21 protein-coding genes are annotated in these 14,837 nt (G+C 39.7%); 16 read left to right on the top strand and 5 right to left on the bottom strand.

The window, feature by feature from the left end; all coding sequences use genetic code 11:
• Positions 1-30 precede the first annotated feature (30 nt).
• Together IQ244_RS11850 and IQ244_RS11845 are read left to right on the top strand one after the other, a co-directional pair.
• A complete protein-coding gene (locus IQ244_RS11850; protein WP_193893988.1) occupies positions 31-360 on the top strand; it encodes a DUF433 domain-containing protein in 330 nt (109 codons plus the stop codon).
• A gap of 7 nt (positions 361-367) precedes the next feature.
• A complete protein-coding gene (locus IQ244_RS11845) occupies positions 368-718 on the top strand; it encodes a DUF5615 family PIN-like protein (RefSeq protein WP_193893985.1) in 351 nt (116 codons plus the stop codon).
• Here the strand turns inward: IQ244_RS11845 and IQ244_RS11840 are convergent.
• Positions 673-1,044 carry a DUF5615 family PIN-like protein gene (locus IQ244_RS11840; protein ID WP_193893983.1) on the bottom strand — a complete coding sequence of 124 codons (372 nt, stop codon included), beginning with the start codon at positions 1,042-1,044 and terminating at the stop codon, positions 673-675. The genes IQ244_RS11845 and IQ244_RS11840 overlap by 46 nt on opposite strands.
• A gap of 175 nt (positions 1,045-1,219) precedes the next feature.
• Here IQ244_RS11840 and IQ244_RS11835 point away from each other — a divergent pair, with 175 nt between their 5' ends.
• The 6 genes from IQ244_RS11835 to IQ244_RS11810 all read left to right on the top strand — a co-directional run bounded on the left by IQ244_RS11835 (position 1,220) and on the right by IQ244_RS11810 (position 4,910).
• Complete coding sequence (locus IQ244_RS11835; RefSeq protein WP_416209770.1) at positions 1,220-1,957, top strand: HNH endonuclease; 738 nt, start codon at positions 1,220-1,222, stop codon at positions 1,955-1,957.
• Positions 1,958-2,064: 107 nt separating this feature from the next.
• A complete protein-coding gene (locus IQ244_RS11830; RefSeq protein WP_228058866.1) occupies positions 2,065-2,208 on the top strand; it encodes a hypothetical protein in 144 nt (47 codons plus the stop codon).
• 1 nt (position 2,209) lies between these two features.
• On the top strand, positions 2,210-2,434 hold the full coding sequence (locus tag IQ244_RS11825) for a DUF433 domain-containing protein (protein WP_193893977.1): 225 nt from the start codon (positions 2,210-2,212) through the stop codon (positions 2,432-2,434).
• A 122-nt stretch (positions 2,435-2,556) separates the two neighbouring features.
• Complete coding sequence (locus IQ244_RS11820; RefSeq protein WP_193893974.1) at positions 2,557-2,787, top strand: hypothetical protein; 231 nt, start codon at positions 2,557-2,559, stop codon at positions 2,785-2,787.
• 407 nt (positions 2,788-3,194) lie between these two features.
• On the top strand, positions 3,195-4,559 hold the full coding sequence (locus IQ244_RS11815) for a radical SAM protein (protein WP_322746056.1): 1,365 nt from the start codon (positions 3,195-3,197) through the stop codon (positions 4,557-4,559).
• A 24-nt stretch (positions 4,560-4,583) separates the two neighbouring features.
• On the top strand, positions 4,584-4,910 hold the full coding sequence (locus tag IQ244_RS11810) for a hypothetical protein (protein ID WP_193893968.1): 327 nt from the start codon (positions 4,584-4,586) through the stop codon (positions 4,908-4,910).
• A gap of 3 nt (positions 4,911-4,913) precedes the next feature.
• Here IQ244_RS11810 and IQ244_RS11805 read toward each other — a convergent pair whose 3' ends face one another.
• The 3 genes from IQ244_RS11805 to IQ244_RS11795 are packed head-to-tail and all read right to left on the bottom strand — an operon-like array spanning position 4,914 to position 7,274.
• The gene (locus IQ244_RS11805; protein WP_193893965.1) at positions 4,914-5,792 is read right to left on the bottom strand and encodes an aspartoacylase; all 879 of its coding nucleotides are present in this window, start codon (positions 5,790-5,792) and stop codon (positions 4,914-4,916) included.
• 4 nt (positions 5,793-5,796) lie between these two features.
• The gene (locus tag IQ244_RS11800; protein ID WP_193893962.1) at positions 5,797-6,501 is read right to left on the bottom strand and encodes a Uma2 family endonuclease; all 705 of its coding nucleotides are present in this window, start codon (positions 6,499-6,501) and stop codon (positions 5,797-5,799) included.
• 29 nt (positions 6,502-6,530) lie between these two features.
• Complete coding sequence (locus IQ244_RS11795; RefSeq protein WP_193893959.1) at positions 6,531-7,274, bottom strand: hypothetical protein; 744 nt, start codon at positions 7,272-7,274, stop codon at positions 6,531-6,533.
• A gap of 116 nt (positions 7,275-7,390) precedes the next feature.
• Here IQ244_RS11795 and hemE point away from each other — a divergent pair, with 116 nt between their 5' ends.
• The 6 genes from hemE to IQ244_RS11765 all read left to right on the top strand — a co-directional run bounded on the left by hemE (position 7,391) and on the right by IQ244_RS11765 (position 11,285).
• Entirely contained in the window at positions 7,391-8,452 is a 1,062-nt protein-coding gene (gene hemE / locus IQ244_RS11790) for a uroporphyrinogen decarboxylase (protein ID WP_193893957.1), read from the top strand.
• Positions 8,453-8,535: 83 nt separating this feature from the next.
• A complete protein-coding gene (locus IQ244_RS11785; protein WP_193893954.1) occupies positions 8,536-8,727 on the top strand; it encodes a type II toxin-antitoxin system HicB family antitoxin in 192 nt (63 codons plus the stop codon).
• A 12-nt stretch (positions 8,728-8,739) separates the two neighbouring features.
• Positions 8,740-9,315, top strand: coding sequence for a Uma2 family endonuclease (locus IQ244_RS11780; RefSeq protein WP_193893951.1), 576 nt, complete (start codon positions 8,740-8,742; stop codon positions 9,313-9,315).
• A gap of 97 nt (positions 9,316-9,412) precedes the next feature.
• Entirely contained in the window at positions 9,413-10,369 is a 957-nt protein-coding gene (locus tag IQ244_RS11775) for an NAD-dependent epimerase/dehydratase family protein (protein ID WP_193893948.1), read from the top strand.
• A gap of 119 nt (positions 10,370-10,488) precedes the next feature.
• Positions 10,489-10,851 (top strand): hypothetical protein, encoded by a 363-nt coding sequence (locus IQ244_RS11770; protein WP_193893946.1) that lies wholly within the window; start codon positions 10,489-10,491, stop codon positions 10,849-10,851.
• A gap of 11 nt (positions 10,852-10,862) precedes the next feature.
• Positions 10,863-11,285, top strand: a complete 423-nt coding sequence (locus IQ244_RS11765) for a type II toxin-antitoxin system VapC family toxin (protein ID WP_193893943.1) — start codon at positions 10,863-10,865, stop codon at positions 11,283-11,285.
• A 16-nt stretch (positions 11,286-11,301) separates the two neighbouring features.
• Here the strand turns inward: IQ244_RS11765 and IQ244_RS11760 are convergent, their stop codons facing one another.
• Complete coding sequence (locus IQ244_RS11760; protein WP_193893940.1) at positions 11,302-11,916, bottom strand: Uma2 family endonuclease; 615 nt, start codon at positions 11,914-11,916, stop codon at positions 11,302-11,304.
• Positions 11,917-12,123: 207 nt separating this feature from the next.
• Between IQ244_RS11760 and IQ244_RS11755 the strand changes: the two genes are divergently transcribed.
• Together IQ244_RS11755 and IQ244_RS11750 are read left to right on the top strand one after the other, a co-directional pair.
• Positions 12,124-13,713 carry a B12-binding domain-containing radical SAM protein gene (locus tag IQ244_RS11755; RefSeq protein WP_193893937.1) on the top strand — a complete coding sequence of 530 codons (1,590 nt, stop codon included), beginning with the start codon at positions 12,124-12,126 and terminating at the stop codon, positions 13,711-13,713.
• Between the two features lie 80 nt (positions 13,714-13,793).
• Positions 13,794-14,357, top strand: a complete 564-nt coding sequence (locus tag IQ244_RS11750; protein WP_193893934.1) for a Uma2 family endonuclease — start codon at positions 13,794-13,796, stop codon at positions 14,355-14,357.
• Positions 14,358-14,837 lie beyond the last annotated feature (480 nt).

Here is a 14,837-nt window from a genome sequence, read left to right as displayed (position 1 = left end):
ATTATTTTGTACGGGAACAAAGGTTAAGCCATGAGTCTTGTGTTGGAACGTGAGACACCACCTCTGCGAGAAGATGAAACTGGAGCGATTCGAGTTGGGAATTCAATGGTTTTGTTAGAGACTGTGATTCGGGCTTTTCAAGATGGTGCATCTCCTGAGTCTATTGTGCATCGATACTCAACTCTGTCTTTGTCTGATGTTTATAACACAATTGGCTACTACCTTCGTCATCAAGCTGAGGTAGAAACATACTTAAATCAGAGAGAACAATTAGCTCAATCAGTAAAGCAACGTTTGTCTAGTATCCAACCTGATCTGAGCTTAATTCGTAACCGTTTACTATCTCAGCAGAATCAGTAGCAAGGTTATGCTGAGTCTGTTAAGTGATGAGAATTTCAACGGTGACATTATTCGAGGCTTATTTTTGCGTCAACCCAATCTTGATTTAATTCGGGTTCAGGATGTTGGTTTGCGAGAATTAGATGATCCAGCAATTTTAGCCTGGGCAGCAATCAATAAGCGTATCCTTCTCACTCATGATCGGGCAACGATGCCAGATTTTGCTTACAACCGCCTAGTTGCAGGAGAGGCAATGGTAGGGATGTTTGTTGTCAATGATCGAATGCCCATTCGACAAGCAATTGATGAGTTGTTATTACTAATCGATTGCAGTCAGCAAGAAGAATGGAAAGGGATCGTAATGTATTTACCTTTATGACACAAAGCCTGTGATAGCTCGATGTAATTATTAGGCGCATTCCCGCAACGTAGCCATATCACTTTAGGTGGTGAACCGTACAAACGGCTTCGCTCAAAAAAGTCTGCATCTTGAGTGAAAATGCAAAAATTATTACTTTTAGCAAACTCCCAGATTTCAGTGTCAGTCCTTTCTTGGAGTTCATGAAACTGCACATGACTGGAATCAGGAAAAATATCTGCTAATCGAGTTGTCAGCTTGCGGCTCAAATTTTGATCAAAAGGTGAAGAAAGAAAACAACAAGAAATCGCTATCAATCTCTTACATAGAGGAGTAGCAATAGACATTATTGCCCCTTCCACAGGCTTATCGGTCGAGGAAGCCCAATAACTTTAACAGCAACTAAAAAATCAATCTGCACAAAGCTAAACCTAAATCTACGTGCGAGGGATTTGCTTGTGAAGAAGCAACACAGGGTTATCTGTTCGATTTTAGAGTTAGGTCGCTAAAATTAAGAATATTGTGTTGCTGAGGTTTTGCTGTTTGGGTATCACAGATAAAACAAGAAAAATTTTGTGGGGGCGTTCTGGCACTCAATGTGCAATCTGTAAATGTGAGCTAATTATGGATGCTGCAACAAATGACGACGAATCTATAGTTGGTGATGAGTGTCATATTGTTGCAAGAGAAGTAGGTGGCCCGCGTGGGGATTCAAGTTTTCCGCTTCATCAGCTAGATTCTTACTCAAACTTAATATTGCTTTGTAAGAAACATCACAAAATTGTTGATGACCAACCAAACGAGTATACAGTTAAGAAATTACAGGAAATCAAGCAGAAACATCTTGAGTATGTACGTCAATGTCTTGAACCTCCGATAAACTGGTCATATGCAAAAATCTCAGAAGAATATGTAGGTGCAGGTTTTATTAAGAAAGAGATTGGCACCCTATGGTCTAATTATGCAAACTATCCTGTCACAACTGAAGTGGTTCGTTTTAGCGGAAAGTTGATAGCTGAGTTGGTAATTTACAAAGATTCCCTAAGCCCACATTCCTATGAGCTATATCAAATTGATCAGGATAGATATGTTGTCTACTATAACTATATCCATCGTGCAGATTATGGGTGTGCAAAACTCATTGGTGCAAATCTTGACATTGATCCAGATCCACCTTTATCACTAGAGGAAGTACAGATACTATTCCCAGAACTTGTAACAAAAGCAGGGTTATCTCGGACTATGAATCTAGAGTTTTAGTCGCAGCCTAACCCCGCTACAGCAAAGAAGAATTTGCTAGGCGTGGTGACGAAATATACGAATCTCAGGTTCGTCGCAAAGTCGAAGCAGGTAATCACGACAAAATTGTGGTGATTGATATTGAAACTGGAGATTTTGAAGTTGACACAAGTGAAATAGCTGCTTGCGATCGCCTTGAAGCTCGTCACCCAGATGGGCATTTATTGTATAGGCTAAAATATTACAACATATCACTGCTAATCAATAATTGATATGACAGCCACAGCACGTGTTATTCATAGTGACCCTGACATACTGGGAGGAACCCCTATTTTTGTCGGAACTCGTGTGCCAATGAAAACGCTGCTTGATTATCTTGAAGCAGGCGATACACTAGATGAATTTTTAGAGCATTTTCCAAGTGTTAGGCGTGAGCAAGCGATCGCAGCCCTTGAATTAGCAAAGGAAATGCTGACAGCCTGTGCGAATCCTACTTGATAAATGTGTCCCACTTTCCCTGATATGAACTCCGAGTTGCAGAACCCGATCAATTGCTCTAGCTGGCAGGGATTAACCGATAAAATAAAAGTAATTTTAATTGAGTTATTCCCAGATAATTTATGTCTTCGCCGACTATCTCCACAATCATCAAAATGGTTGAATCTCTGCCTGATGAATTACAAGAGCGTGTTGCAGAGCATCTTCGTGAGTTCATTGCCGATTTGGAAGATGAAGCACGATGGGAGTCTTCCTTTAAAAAGACGCAGAATAATCTAATTGCCGCAGCCCAGTGTGCCAAGCAAGAAATTGCAGAGTGTCAGTCGGTTCCGATGGATTACGAACAGTTATGAAGTCCGCAACGCTGCCATCATTTTGGGCAGAGAATCCATTTCATACGTCTTTACATTTCAAATGTATCAACAGTGATGAAGCGATTTGGGCAGTTCGCGTAACACGCAGCTATCGTGCGCTTGGAGTTCTTGAAGGTGACACGGTGACGTGGTTTTGGATAGGCAGTCATGATGATTATGAGCGATTTTTCTCATGATTTGCCAGCAGTAGAACAATAAGCAATTTTGCTAATTTGAGTTTTTCTGTATACATTTAAAGCTATTTTTCAGTAAATAAACTATGCTTTCTTTTATCTCACGCAGAGACGTAGAGACACAGAGAAGAGTGTAAGAGTAGAAATATTATGAATCCTACAAGAAACTACCTTTTTTATGCTTTAACAAATAGCATTTGCTCAAAATGCCTTGTGAAAGTCGAAGCTAAAATTATTTTTCAAGATGGTTGTGTTTATATGATTAAACACTGTCCGACGCATGGACAGGAAAAAGTTTTGATCGCAGATGATATTGAATATTACAAAAAATCATTAGAATTTATTAAACCAGGGGATATGCCTTTAAAGTTTAATACGCCAATTAAACACGGCTGTCCTTATGATTGTGGGTTGTGTCCTGACCATGAACAGCATAGTTGTTTAACTTTAGTGGAAGTAACAGATAGATGCAATCTTTCTTGCCCGATTTGTTATGCTGATTCTGGTGCGGAAGAGGTTTCGGAAATATCTCAGCAACCCCGTCGCCATCGCAGTTTGGCACATATCGAAAAAATGATGGATGCGGTGGTGACAAATGAAGGTGAACCGCAGATAGTCCAACTAAGTGGCGGTGAACCGACTATTCATCCAGAGTTTTTTGAAATCTTAGATATTGCTAAAACTAAGCCAATTAAGCATTTAATGATTAATACCAATGGTGTGAGAATTGCCAAGGATAAATCATTTTGCGATCGCCTGAGTCAATATATGCCGGGAATTGAATTATATCTGCAATTTGATAGTTTTGAAAAGGTAGCTTTAGAAGAATTACGCGGTGCGGATTTGCGTGAAGTTCGAGAGAAAGCCATTGAAAACCTCAACGAATATAATATTTCGACAACTTTGGTTGTGACTGTCAAAAAAGGACTTAATGATCACGAAATTGGTAAAATTATCGATTATGCTTTAAAACAAAAATGTATTCGTGGCGTAACTTTTCAACCGATTCAAGTAGCAGGTAGATTAGAAGGATTTGATGCAAAACGAGACAGATATACTTTAACCGAAGTGCGGCGGTCAATTCTGGAACAAAGTCCTCATTTTAAACCAGAAGATATTCTACCAGTTCCCTGTCATCCTGACTGTTTAGCAATGGGTTATGCTTTGAAACTTAACGGTAAAGTTATCCCGTTAACTAGCTTAATTAATCCTGATGTTTTTGTCGATATTGTACCTAATAGTGTACTTTATGAGCAAAATGAAGAACTCAAAAAGCATATTTTTCAATTGTTTTCTACCAGTCACTCACCGAATTCTGCGGCGATGTCTTTAAAGCAGCTTTTGTGTTGTTTACCTATGTTACCGGTTCCTGAAGGGATTAACTACAGTAATGTATTTCGAGTTATGATTGTGCAGTTTCTTGACCCTTTCAATTTTGATGTGCGTTCAGTCAAGCGTTCCTGTATTCATATTGTTCACCCAGATGGGAGAATTATCCCCTTCGATACTTTCAACATTTTTTACCGCGAAGGTAGTGCTGGGTATGACTTGGTAAATCAGAAATACTCTTTAGTTTGATTAATATAAATTCAGGTTTAATTAATGTCGCAAAGAAATCCCAGTAATGAAATTTTTCAAACAATTTTAGGTATTCTATTACTTTTAGGATGCCATATTATAGCCATTATCATAATCTTTGGGCTTGGTTATGTCTTGGAGTTAAATTCCCGCTCTGGTAGCTATGTTGGCGTACAAGTTTGGATTATTGGTGGTGTTGGCTTTTTATTCTGGCAACTTCTATATGTAATACCCCTTTGTATTTTTCTACAACGGAAACGACAAATAGCTATGAGGAATGGTGTCGTGATTGGTGCAGCTATTACGGCTTTATTGAATGGTGGCTGTTTTTTGCTAATGAATGTACGTTAAAAGTTAAATCTCTATGGTTTTATTTTCGGTTAAACACATGGCAATTCCTTTTTCATAATATGCAGCTTCGTTGATAAAAATAGGATAAACTGTGGATGTGCCTTGATAGGCGATCGCACTCCCCTCAAAGGTTAAAAATATCGGTTCATCAGGGTTAAGCGGTTCATAATCTCGAAACTGGAGTTGTGGATGAATCATCGCTTGAATTTCTCCAGCTTCGTTACGTGGATAATCAATGACTCCCGCATATTGATAATATGTAAGGGTAGTATTTTCTGGTTGTTCTAAGCCTTGATTGTAACTTTCTATATAATCTAAAACTTGATAAATTAATGCTTCAGTTTTTTGAAATAACTCAGCATTTAAAACTCCCTGTGCTACAGGCCCTACTTCAATAGCAAAACCTAATTCAGATATTGAACAAAGAAAGTTAGAATCTCTGGTAGGTTGAGAATAACAAATTCTCACTTCAGGATTAATTGCGCTTAATTGGGCAGCTAATTTTAGTAAAAATGGATGTTTACTTCCTAAAATGATAGTTAGCTGCATATTGGCAGTTGAAGTATGTAAATCAATAATAACTTGTTGCTGATTTTTACTTTCTTCTGCTAACAAATAATAAATATTTTTAGCCAGAATATCTTCATAACTCGCAAGTTGGGGATTTTGTAAGTCTGCTGTTGCAAAGCAGCGATTTAAGTCCTTTTCAATATAACGTCTAGCTACTGCAAATGCTTTAGGATTACTCAATAAAACGCGCGTATTAAAACTGGAACGCTGAATTAAGTTAGGAAACTGCCCAAACTTTTTCCCCAAATATATGCCTGTAAATTCATTGCCATGTGTGCCAGTAGCAATCACCACTGAATTAATGTTTCCCATAGTTTTAAAGATTGTTTGGATCGATTCCCTTTTGTTGTAATTTAGCTAGGAGTTCTTGAAGCTGATTCTGAGTTTCTTCTAATTGCTGTTGTCGTGCAGTTGCTAATTCTTCTGGTGTGGAATATCGCCTACCATTTTCGTCGTACCAATATAACCATTCTCGTGTTATTCCTTGATATATTCCGCGTTCATGTCCAATACCTAAACCTACTTCTGGCATCCAAACTTTATCACCAGATTGTAAAATGTATTCTCCATCAACTAAGTGATAAACTTCGAGACGTTGGCGCTTCCGCCGCAAGCGTGTTGGGGCGTAAATAACATAATACAACACTCCTAATTGAGCATTATCTAATTTCTTTTGTTCATACGCGTAGTTATAAGATTGGGACACAATTTCTAACGTAAAAATTGGCGGGATGCCATCTTCTTCCCACATCACATAACTAGAACGTCCATTTTCGCCAATAAAACGTTCGACACCTAAGCTTAAAAATCCATCAGGTACGATCGCAGGTGTACTAGCTGCATAATAAATTCCCATATTTATGCCAAAAAACCAGTCCTCGCGTGTCTGCCAAATACTGGTTAAAATTGATAATAATAAGCTGGGAATTAATATTTGTAATTCATTATCCACAGGTGTATCGTCAGAGTCGGGTAATTCTGCTGAGGAAGGTAAACATTCTAATGGGTTGTAGTGAAACATAAGTGTATTTCCTACTAAAAAGTTTCTGCTTAACTTGCTTGAGTCTGTCTTGGTAAGCGTCTTTTTAAACTACAAAAACTAATTGCTGGTACTATTCCTAGGATAATTGCTGTAAATCCTTGTTGACTGCCATACAATATTGCTTCAGGAATAAAATTTTGCATAAATGATAGCAACCAAACCAAGAGACTAATCAACAAAAAAGCAACTGAAGGGACAAAAATCCACCACCAAGCTTTGCTTGCGTAACGCCACACGACTAACCATTGAATTAATCCCAACCAAATTCCTGAAAAAATATAAGCAATTGTTGATAAGAATCCAAAGATAATAACTAACTCAGAAGATAAATTTTCATTAAGCGAACTGGCTATGGAGGAAATATAATTAATCCAAGCTGTCGCAACACAGTCAGCAGTTAGCCAACCTATGGTAGTAGCAACCATCCAACGCCAACCAGAGAGATAGCGTCGCATGACTAAAGCTTGGTCGCCAGCAAAAACTAAGGCAAACACAATATTACTGAGTAATCTTATCCCATAACTCCATGTTTGCAATTGTACAGACCCAGCCGCAGCTAGACTTTGCGTGAGAATTCTTTCGAGCGCCAAACTAGCTACACCACCTACTACCCAACCCAAAACTGTCATAGAAGTAAACAATAAAAAAAACTTACGCCGTTGGGTGCGGGGAATGAAAAATTTTACTGATGGAGAATTGCTATTAGTAGCTGCAACATTAGAAGGATTTGGATTATTAGAATTAGTTTGCATATTAAGTTAAGTAAAGCTAAGACTTGGGCTTTTCAAGCAAGCCTTCTGAAAAAGCGTAATCCCAGAATGATAAGCTAAACAGTGACATAACAAAGTGACTTAGGATGAAGTGTTAAATGGGTGTTTCGTCAACGGCCCCTCATCTCCTGCGGGCTGCTCGTGGTGAAATAGTAGATCGTCCCCCCGTATGGATGATGCGACAAGCGGGACGATATATGAAGGCGTACCGAGACTTAAGGGAAAAGTATCCTTCATTTCGCGATCGCTCCGAAATTCCTGAAGTAGCGATTGAAGTATCCCTGCAACCTTGGAGAGCCTTCCAGCCGGACGGAGTGATTTTATTTTCCGACATCGTAACTCCATTGCCTGGTTTGGGCATTGATATGGACATTGCGGAAGGTAAAGGGCCAATCATTCATTCGCCCATTCGCACTCAAGCACAAATTGATAGCCTGCATACCTTAGAACCAGAGGCGGCTCTACCGTTTATTAAACCCATCTTGCAGGCATTACGCCAAGAAGTGGGCGACAAATCAACAGTATTAGGCTTTGTCGGTGCGCCGTGGACGTTAGCTGCTTATGCAGTGGAAGGAAAAGGTTCTAAAACCTATTCCATCATCAAAAACTTGGCCTTCTCAGACCCGGCAATTCTACACCAACTGCTGACAAAATTGGCAGATGCGATCGCTATTTACGCGCGTTACCAAATTGACTGCGGCGCTCAAGTAGTGCAAATGTTCGATTCTTGGGCGGGACAATTAAGCCCTCAAGATTACGATACCTTTGCCCGTCCCTATCAGCAACGCGTATTCCAGCAGGTCAAACAAACTCACCCTGATACACCGTTAATTTTATTAGTTAGCGGTAGCGCAGGTGTATTGGAAAGAATGGCTCAATCTGGTGCTGATATCGTCAGCGTCGATTGGACTGTAGACATGGCGGATGCTCGCGCCAGATTAGGCAAGCACGTTAAAGTACAAGGTAATCTTGATCCTGGTGTACTCTACGGTTCCAAAGAGTTTATCCGCGATCGCATTCATGATACCGTTCGCAAAGCTGGCAATTGGGGTCATATCCTCAACCTCGGTCATGGTGTATTACCAGATACTCCAGAAGAAAACGTCGCTTTCTTCTTTGAAACAGCCAAGCAACTCAGTACAGCAGCACTGGTGAGTTAATTATCTTTGTGTCTTTGTGGTAACAATTGGTTAACCACAAAGACATAATAATTGGATTGCTGAGACAGAAAAGTCTATTTTTTATGAAAACTTTTACCGCGATCATCGAACGAGATCCTGACACAAATCTATATGTTGGGTACGTTCCTGGTTTTCCTGGAGCGCATTCTCAAGGTGAAACATTAGATGAGTTAAACGAAAATTTACGCGAAGTAATTGAGATGCTACTAGAAGATTTTATATGTCGTACTGCTAGTAATTGTGAAAATAGATAACAATTTACTTGTATGACTCTTAGCCAATCTCACCCCTATCTTTCACCAGAAGAATATCTAGAAAATGAAAAATCTAGCCCCATTAAACATGAATATATCCAAGGGCAGATTTATGCAATGGCGGGAGCAAGTGACGCTCATGTAACTATTACTGCTAACTTAGTTACATTACTGAGAAATCACATTCGCGGAACTGGGTGTCGTCTTTATGTCGCTGACATGAAAGCACAAATCGAATCTCTGAATGTGTTTTACTATCCTGATATTATGGTGACTTGTGACCAACGAGATACAAATTTTGAATATTTCAAACGCTATCCCAGTTTAATTATTGAAGTTTTATCGCCTTCCACTGAAGCTTTAGATAGAGGTGATAAATTTAGTGACTATCAAGAAATAGAAATATTGCAAGAATATGTATTAATCAGTCAAAACCGTCAGAGGATTGATTGTTTCCGACGGAATGCAGAAGGGAGATGGGAACTTTATAGTTATAAAGGGAATCAAGAATTACACTTTAGTAGTTTGAATTTCTCTTGTTCTCTCACTGATGTTTATGAAGATGTATCCTTAAAAGAAACTTTGTAAGAATTAACTAACCAGAAGTTGTAAATTCAGGCGGTAAAAATAAATTTTCAAGCGGAACATTTCATCTTATTTTTAACTCTAAATTAAAAAACTCACTATGAGTCAGAAAAGAATTTTAGTTACAGGCGCAAGTGGCTGCATCGGTCATTACATCTCAGAAACATTAATTCAAAATACAAATCACGAGCTATTTTTACTAGTTAGAAACCCTAATAAGCTGCAAGTCAATACGCAATATCGCCCAGGTGTTACTGTCTTGCAAGGCGATATGCAAGAAATTAAACACTTTGCGGATTTGTTATCGACAATTGATGTAGCAGTGTTAACAGCAACAGCCTGGGGCGGCGATAATACGTATGATATCAATGTCTCGAAAACGCTAGAATTACTAAGTTTGCTAGATCCAGAACGCTGCCAACAGGTAATTTATTTTTCTACAGCTAGTGTTTTAGATAACAAAAATCAACCTCTGAAAGAAGCAGGTGAGATTGGCACAGATTATATTGGTTCTAAATACCAATGCTTGCATGAAAAAGAAAAACTAGCGATCGCGCCTAAAATTACCACAGTTTTTCCCACATTAGTGTTAGGCGGTGATGCTAGTAAACCATATTCGCACCTCACCTCTGGCATACCCGAAGTTACAAAATATATTAATTTAATTCGCTTTTTACAAGCCGACGGCAGTTTTCACTTTATCCACGGAAAAGATATTGCTACCGTCGTGGAATATTTAATTGAAAATCCACCCGGAAGCAAGGAACAACGCAAGTTAGTTTTGGGTCAAGAAAGACTCACCGCCAACCAAGCAATAGAAGAAACCTGCGCTTATCTGGGTAAAAAAATTTATTTTCGTATTCCTCTATCTATATCATTAGCTAATTTGATTATTGCCGTCTTCCGCATTCAAATGGCAGCTTGGGATAGATTCTGTATGAACTACCGCCATTTTACATATAAAAATGCCGTCAATCCTGCTAGTTTTGGCTTGCCAAATTATTGTGCAACCATGAGTGATGTGTTGAAAATTAGTGGTGTGCCAATAAAAAACTAACCTGCTAAGTGGTGTTTTTTCAGATATAGCTAACTCTAGAAATGGTTTTGGCGATCGCCTACGGTCGGCAATTACATCATCTACAGTAGAATGAGAAAGACACTTAAAGTGTTTCAAACATGGTCATCAATATAAATGTAAGGCAATCTCAGCCATCAGCTAACCTTAAGGTGACACTCCTAATAGAAACCCTCAAAAATGGTCAGTTTGCTGCATCTATTTTTGAATTTCCCAACTTTCGCGTCGAAGCACAAACACGAGAAGCCGCGATCGCCCAACTGCAAACCACCTTTTTAGAACGACTCAGCCACATCGAAGCTATTTCCTGGAATGTACCACTACTAGACGCTTCAGAACCTACCTGGATGCAATTTGCGGGTGTCTTTCAAGACGATCCAGATTTTCAGGAAATCATGAATGAAATTCGAGCGCAGCGAACCTCAGATGATGAAGCTGAAATTGACTCCTCATACTACTTGTAGCGGTCACTTGAGTGTCTCGATATATTCTCGATACTGACCATGTTTCACTAATTCTTTGCAATCACCCTCAAGTTATCGCCAATGCTTCTCTGCATCAAATTGCTGTTACTGTAATTACGGTTCAAGAACTTTTCAACGGCTGGATTGGTAGAATTAACGATCCATCAACAGTGCATAATCTCCCTGCACTTTACTCAAAACTTTGGACAACAGTCAAATATCTCCAAACAGTTGAGATCCTAGATTTCACACCCCTAGCTGATGACTGTCTCAAACACCTGTTGAAAGAGAATCCTCCCCTGCGAAAAAATCGTCTGCAAAAAGATATGCGAATAGCTGCGATCGCATTATCTCTTAATGCCACAGTCGTTACTCGTAATCAACGAGATTTTGGTCTAGTACCCAAACTAGCAATCGTAGATTGGACGCTGTAAGCATGATGATCTGAATTCAACCCCACACCCGACGCAAATCTAAAACAAAACCCGGTAACATTGTTTCCTCCGACAACTCAACCGGATTTTCCAACACTTCCACTACCAAATTGGGACGATGAATTTCCACCCGCTGCTGTTGTGGATCGATTAACCAACCGAGTTTCGCGCCATTTTCCATATACTCCCGCATTTTCTCTTGCAGAGACTTGAGAGTATCTGAACTTGAACGTAATTCAACTACAAAATCTGGACAGATATTTGCAAAAGTTCCTTTTTGTTCGGGAGTCAGTGCTTCCCAACGTTCTTCACTTACCCAAGAAGTATCGGGAGAGCGAATCGCACCGTTAGGTAAGATAAAGCCAGTGGAGGAATCAAAGGCTTGACCAGGTTCACCCGCATTTCGCCACCATAAATATAATTCTCCCGAAATGGTCACATTACGTTTACCAATCTCCCAACCTGTAGGCGGATTCACTATTAATTCTCCTTTTGCAGTTCTTTCCAGCCGCAAATCTCGATTAGCTGCGGCTAAAGCGGTAAACTGTTCTTGAGTGACATACAGTGCGATCGCTTTAGGTAACTCAATCAATAGAGTTTCGCTGTCTGGGTTTGGAGATACCTGTACCATCTTGACCTCTTACACAATAGGGAATCGAGGATCATCCTATTTTTGACAATATTGAATATTCTTGACAACTAAGGTAGAAAATTTCTAGTTAATAATTGCAGAGTTAAATCTATTAACGGTAAGCTAAAGCCAATAATAGTTAAAAGTCAATAAGTAATTATTTTCGTTAGAGTGGGATAACAATTAGAGTGTGAGGATTGCTACTACATGAGAATTTTATTAGTTTATCCGATATTTCCTAAAACCTTTTGGTCATACGAAAAGATTCTAGATTTAGTTGATCGCAAGGTTTTGTTACCACCTTTGGGTTTAGTCACTGTAGCAGCAATTCTGCCCCAAGAATGGGAATTCAAACTGGTCGATCGCAACATTCGCCCAGCAACAGAAGCAGAATGGGAATGGGCTGATGTCGTGATTTTATCGGCGATGATTGTCCAGAAGCAAGACTTACTGGAGCAAATTCAAGAAGCAAAACGCCGTGGTAAGTTAGTCGCAGTTGGTGGCCCTTACCCAACCTCCACACCTTCTGCTGTGCAAAACGTTGGCGCAGATTTCCTGATTCTGGATGAAGGCGAAATCACCTTACCAATGTTTGTGGAAGCAATTCAACGAGGTGAAAAATCCGGGACTTTCCGCACTGCTGAAAAACCTGATGTGACAAGTACACCAGTACCCCGCTTTGATTTATTAGAATTAAACGCCTATGACATGATGTCGGTGCAATTTTCGCGCGGTTGTCCCTTCCAGTGCGAATTTTGTGACATTATTGTTCTCTATGGTCGTAAACCACGCACCAAAACCCCAGAACAACTTTTAGCAGAGTTAGATTCTCTCTATGAACTGGGATGGCGGCGGGGTGTGTTCATGGTGGATGACAACTTTATCGGTAACAAACGAAATGTGAAATTGTTGCTGAAAGAGTTAAAAGTTTGGATGGAGGAACACCAATATCCCTTTAAATTTGACACCGAAGCTTCTGTAGATTTAGCCCAAGACGAAGAATTGCTGGAATTAATGGTTGAGTCTGGTTTCTCGGCGGTGTTTTTGGGAATTGAAACCCCAGACGAAGATAGCTTGCAATTAACCAAGAAGTTTCAAAATACCCGTAGTTCTTTGACAGACGCAGTACAAACCATCATCAAAGCTGGGTTGCGACCAATGGCTGGGTTTATTATCGGGTTTGATGGCGAAAAAGCCGGCGCAGGCGATCGCATCGTCCGTTTTGCCGAACAAGCAGCTATTCCTTCAACCACCTTCGCCATGTTACAAGCGCTACCAAATACAGCACTGTGGCATCGCCTGAAAAAAGAAGGCAGATTGCGGGAAAATACCGAAAGTAACATCAACCAAACTACGTTGATGAACTTTATTCCCACCCGACCTTTAGAAGAACTTGCCAGGGAATATGTCGAGGCTTTTTGTGCTTTATACGACCCAGTACAATACTTAGATCGGACTTATCGCTGCTTTTTAATGATGGGTACACCAAAATGGAAAGCACCTTTCAAAATGCCAGAGTGGGTAGTAATTAAAGCATTGTTGATTGTAATTTGGCGACAAGGAATTAAACGGGAAACTCGCTGGAAATTCTGGCATCATTTGTTCAGTCTCCTCAAGCGGAACCCTGCTGTTGTTGACCACTACATTGCTGTTTGCGCCCATAACGAGCATTTCTTAGAATATCGCCAGATTGTCCGCGATGAAATTGAAAGCCAACTAGCTGTATATTTGGCACAAGGTGCTGAAAAACCTTATGTCCCAGTAGTCGCAGAAAAAGCCGAAGCGATCGCGAGTTAAATTTAAAATAGGGTGTAGGGAGTGGAAAATAAAGACGAAAATGCACTCCCTAAATCCAAAATCGGACATCCAAAATTTGTATGACTTCTACTGCATCAGAACAAATTCGTTGGACAACGGCTGACTTAGAGTTATTTCCTGACGATGGCAAGCGTTATGAGATAATTGACGGAGAATTATTTGTGACTAGAGCGCCTCATTGGAAACATCAAAATGTTGGTGATAATATTTGTACGCAGCTAAAACTCTGGTCTAGAGAAACAGGGTTAGGTGATGCTGCTACTGGTGTGGGAATTATTTTCACCGATACTGATAACGTAATTCCTGATGTAGTTTGGGTGAGTAATGAACGTTTATCAGAAATATTAGATGAAGCTGGACATTTAACAGGTGCGCCAGAGTTAGTAATTGAAGTGCTTTCTCCTGGCGAAGTGCAGAAGAAACGAGATAAGCAGTTAAAGCTGAAGCTGTACTCAGTTCAAGGAGTACAAGAATACTGGATTTTTGACCGCGAAAAAGAGACAGTAGGAATTTACCGTCGGGAAAATGGTGTTTTAAAATTAGCGGCTACTTTATATAAAGAAGATAATTTAACTAGTCCAGTTTTGCCGGGATTTAGTTGTGCTGTTAAAAGTTTGTTTTAGTTAGCGATCGCCTGATAATTGCATAGCAAAGATACTGAGTATTAATTTGATTGTGACGAGCTTCATCTTGATTACCTTATGCTCGACACATAACGACCAAACTCACCGAATGCAGATAACTTTTGTAACTCAAGTAACTATATTTCGGCGTTCCGGGGAAGCGATTTGTTAGCCTCAAATTTAAAAGGGTTCGGTCTTGCTCACGAGTTAAAAATCCCCTTAAACGCGCACCCATATTTTTGGTACCGATGTAGATACATTCTCCGCCTTTACTTATCTTTACATAGTTTGGGTTTTTCGTGCCTACTTACTTAATGCCAATTCACCAAAATATTGATACACATACAAGTTCTTGTAGGGGTAAACGTTCGTAACTGATAGGAAGGTAGAGCCTGCACCTCTACAGAGATGTTTTCAACAATCAAACCTCACTGCTATCGGAATTTTTATAAATCTGCATACTTATGTGATGTTCTTCCT

The organism is Nostoc sp. LEGE 06077, assembly GCF_015207705.1.
Classification (GTDB): Bacteria; Cyanobacteriota; Cyanobacteriia; order Cyanobacteriales; family Nostocaceae; genus Nostoc_B.
This window is presented reverse-complemented; position numbering and strand designations above follow the sequence as displayed.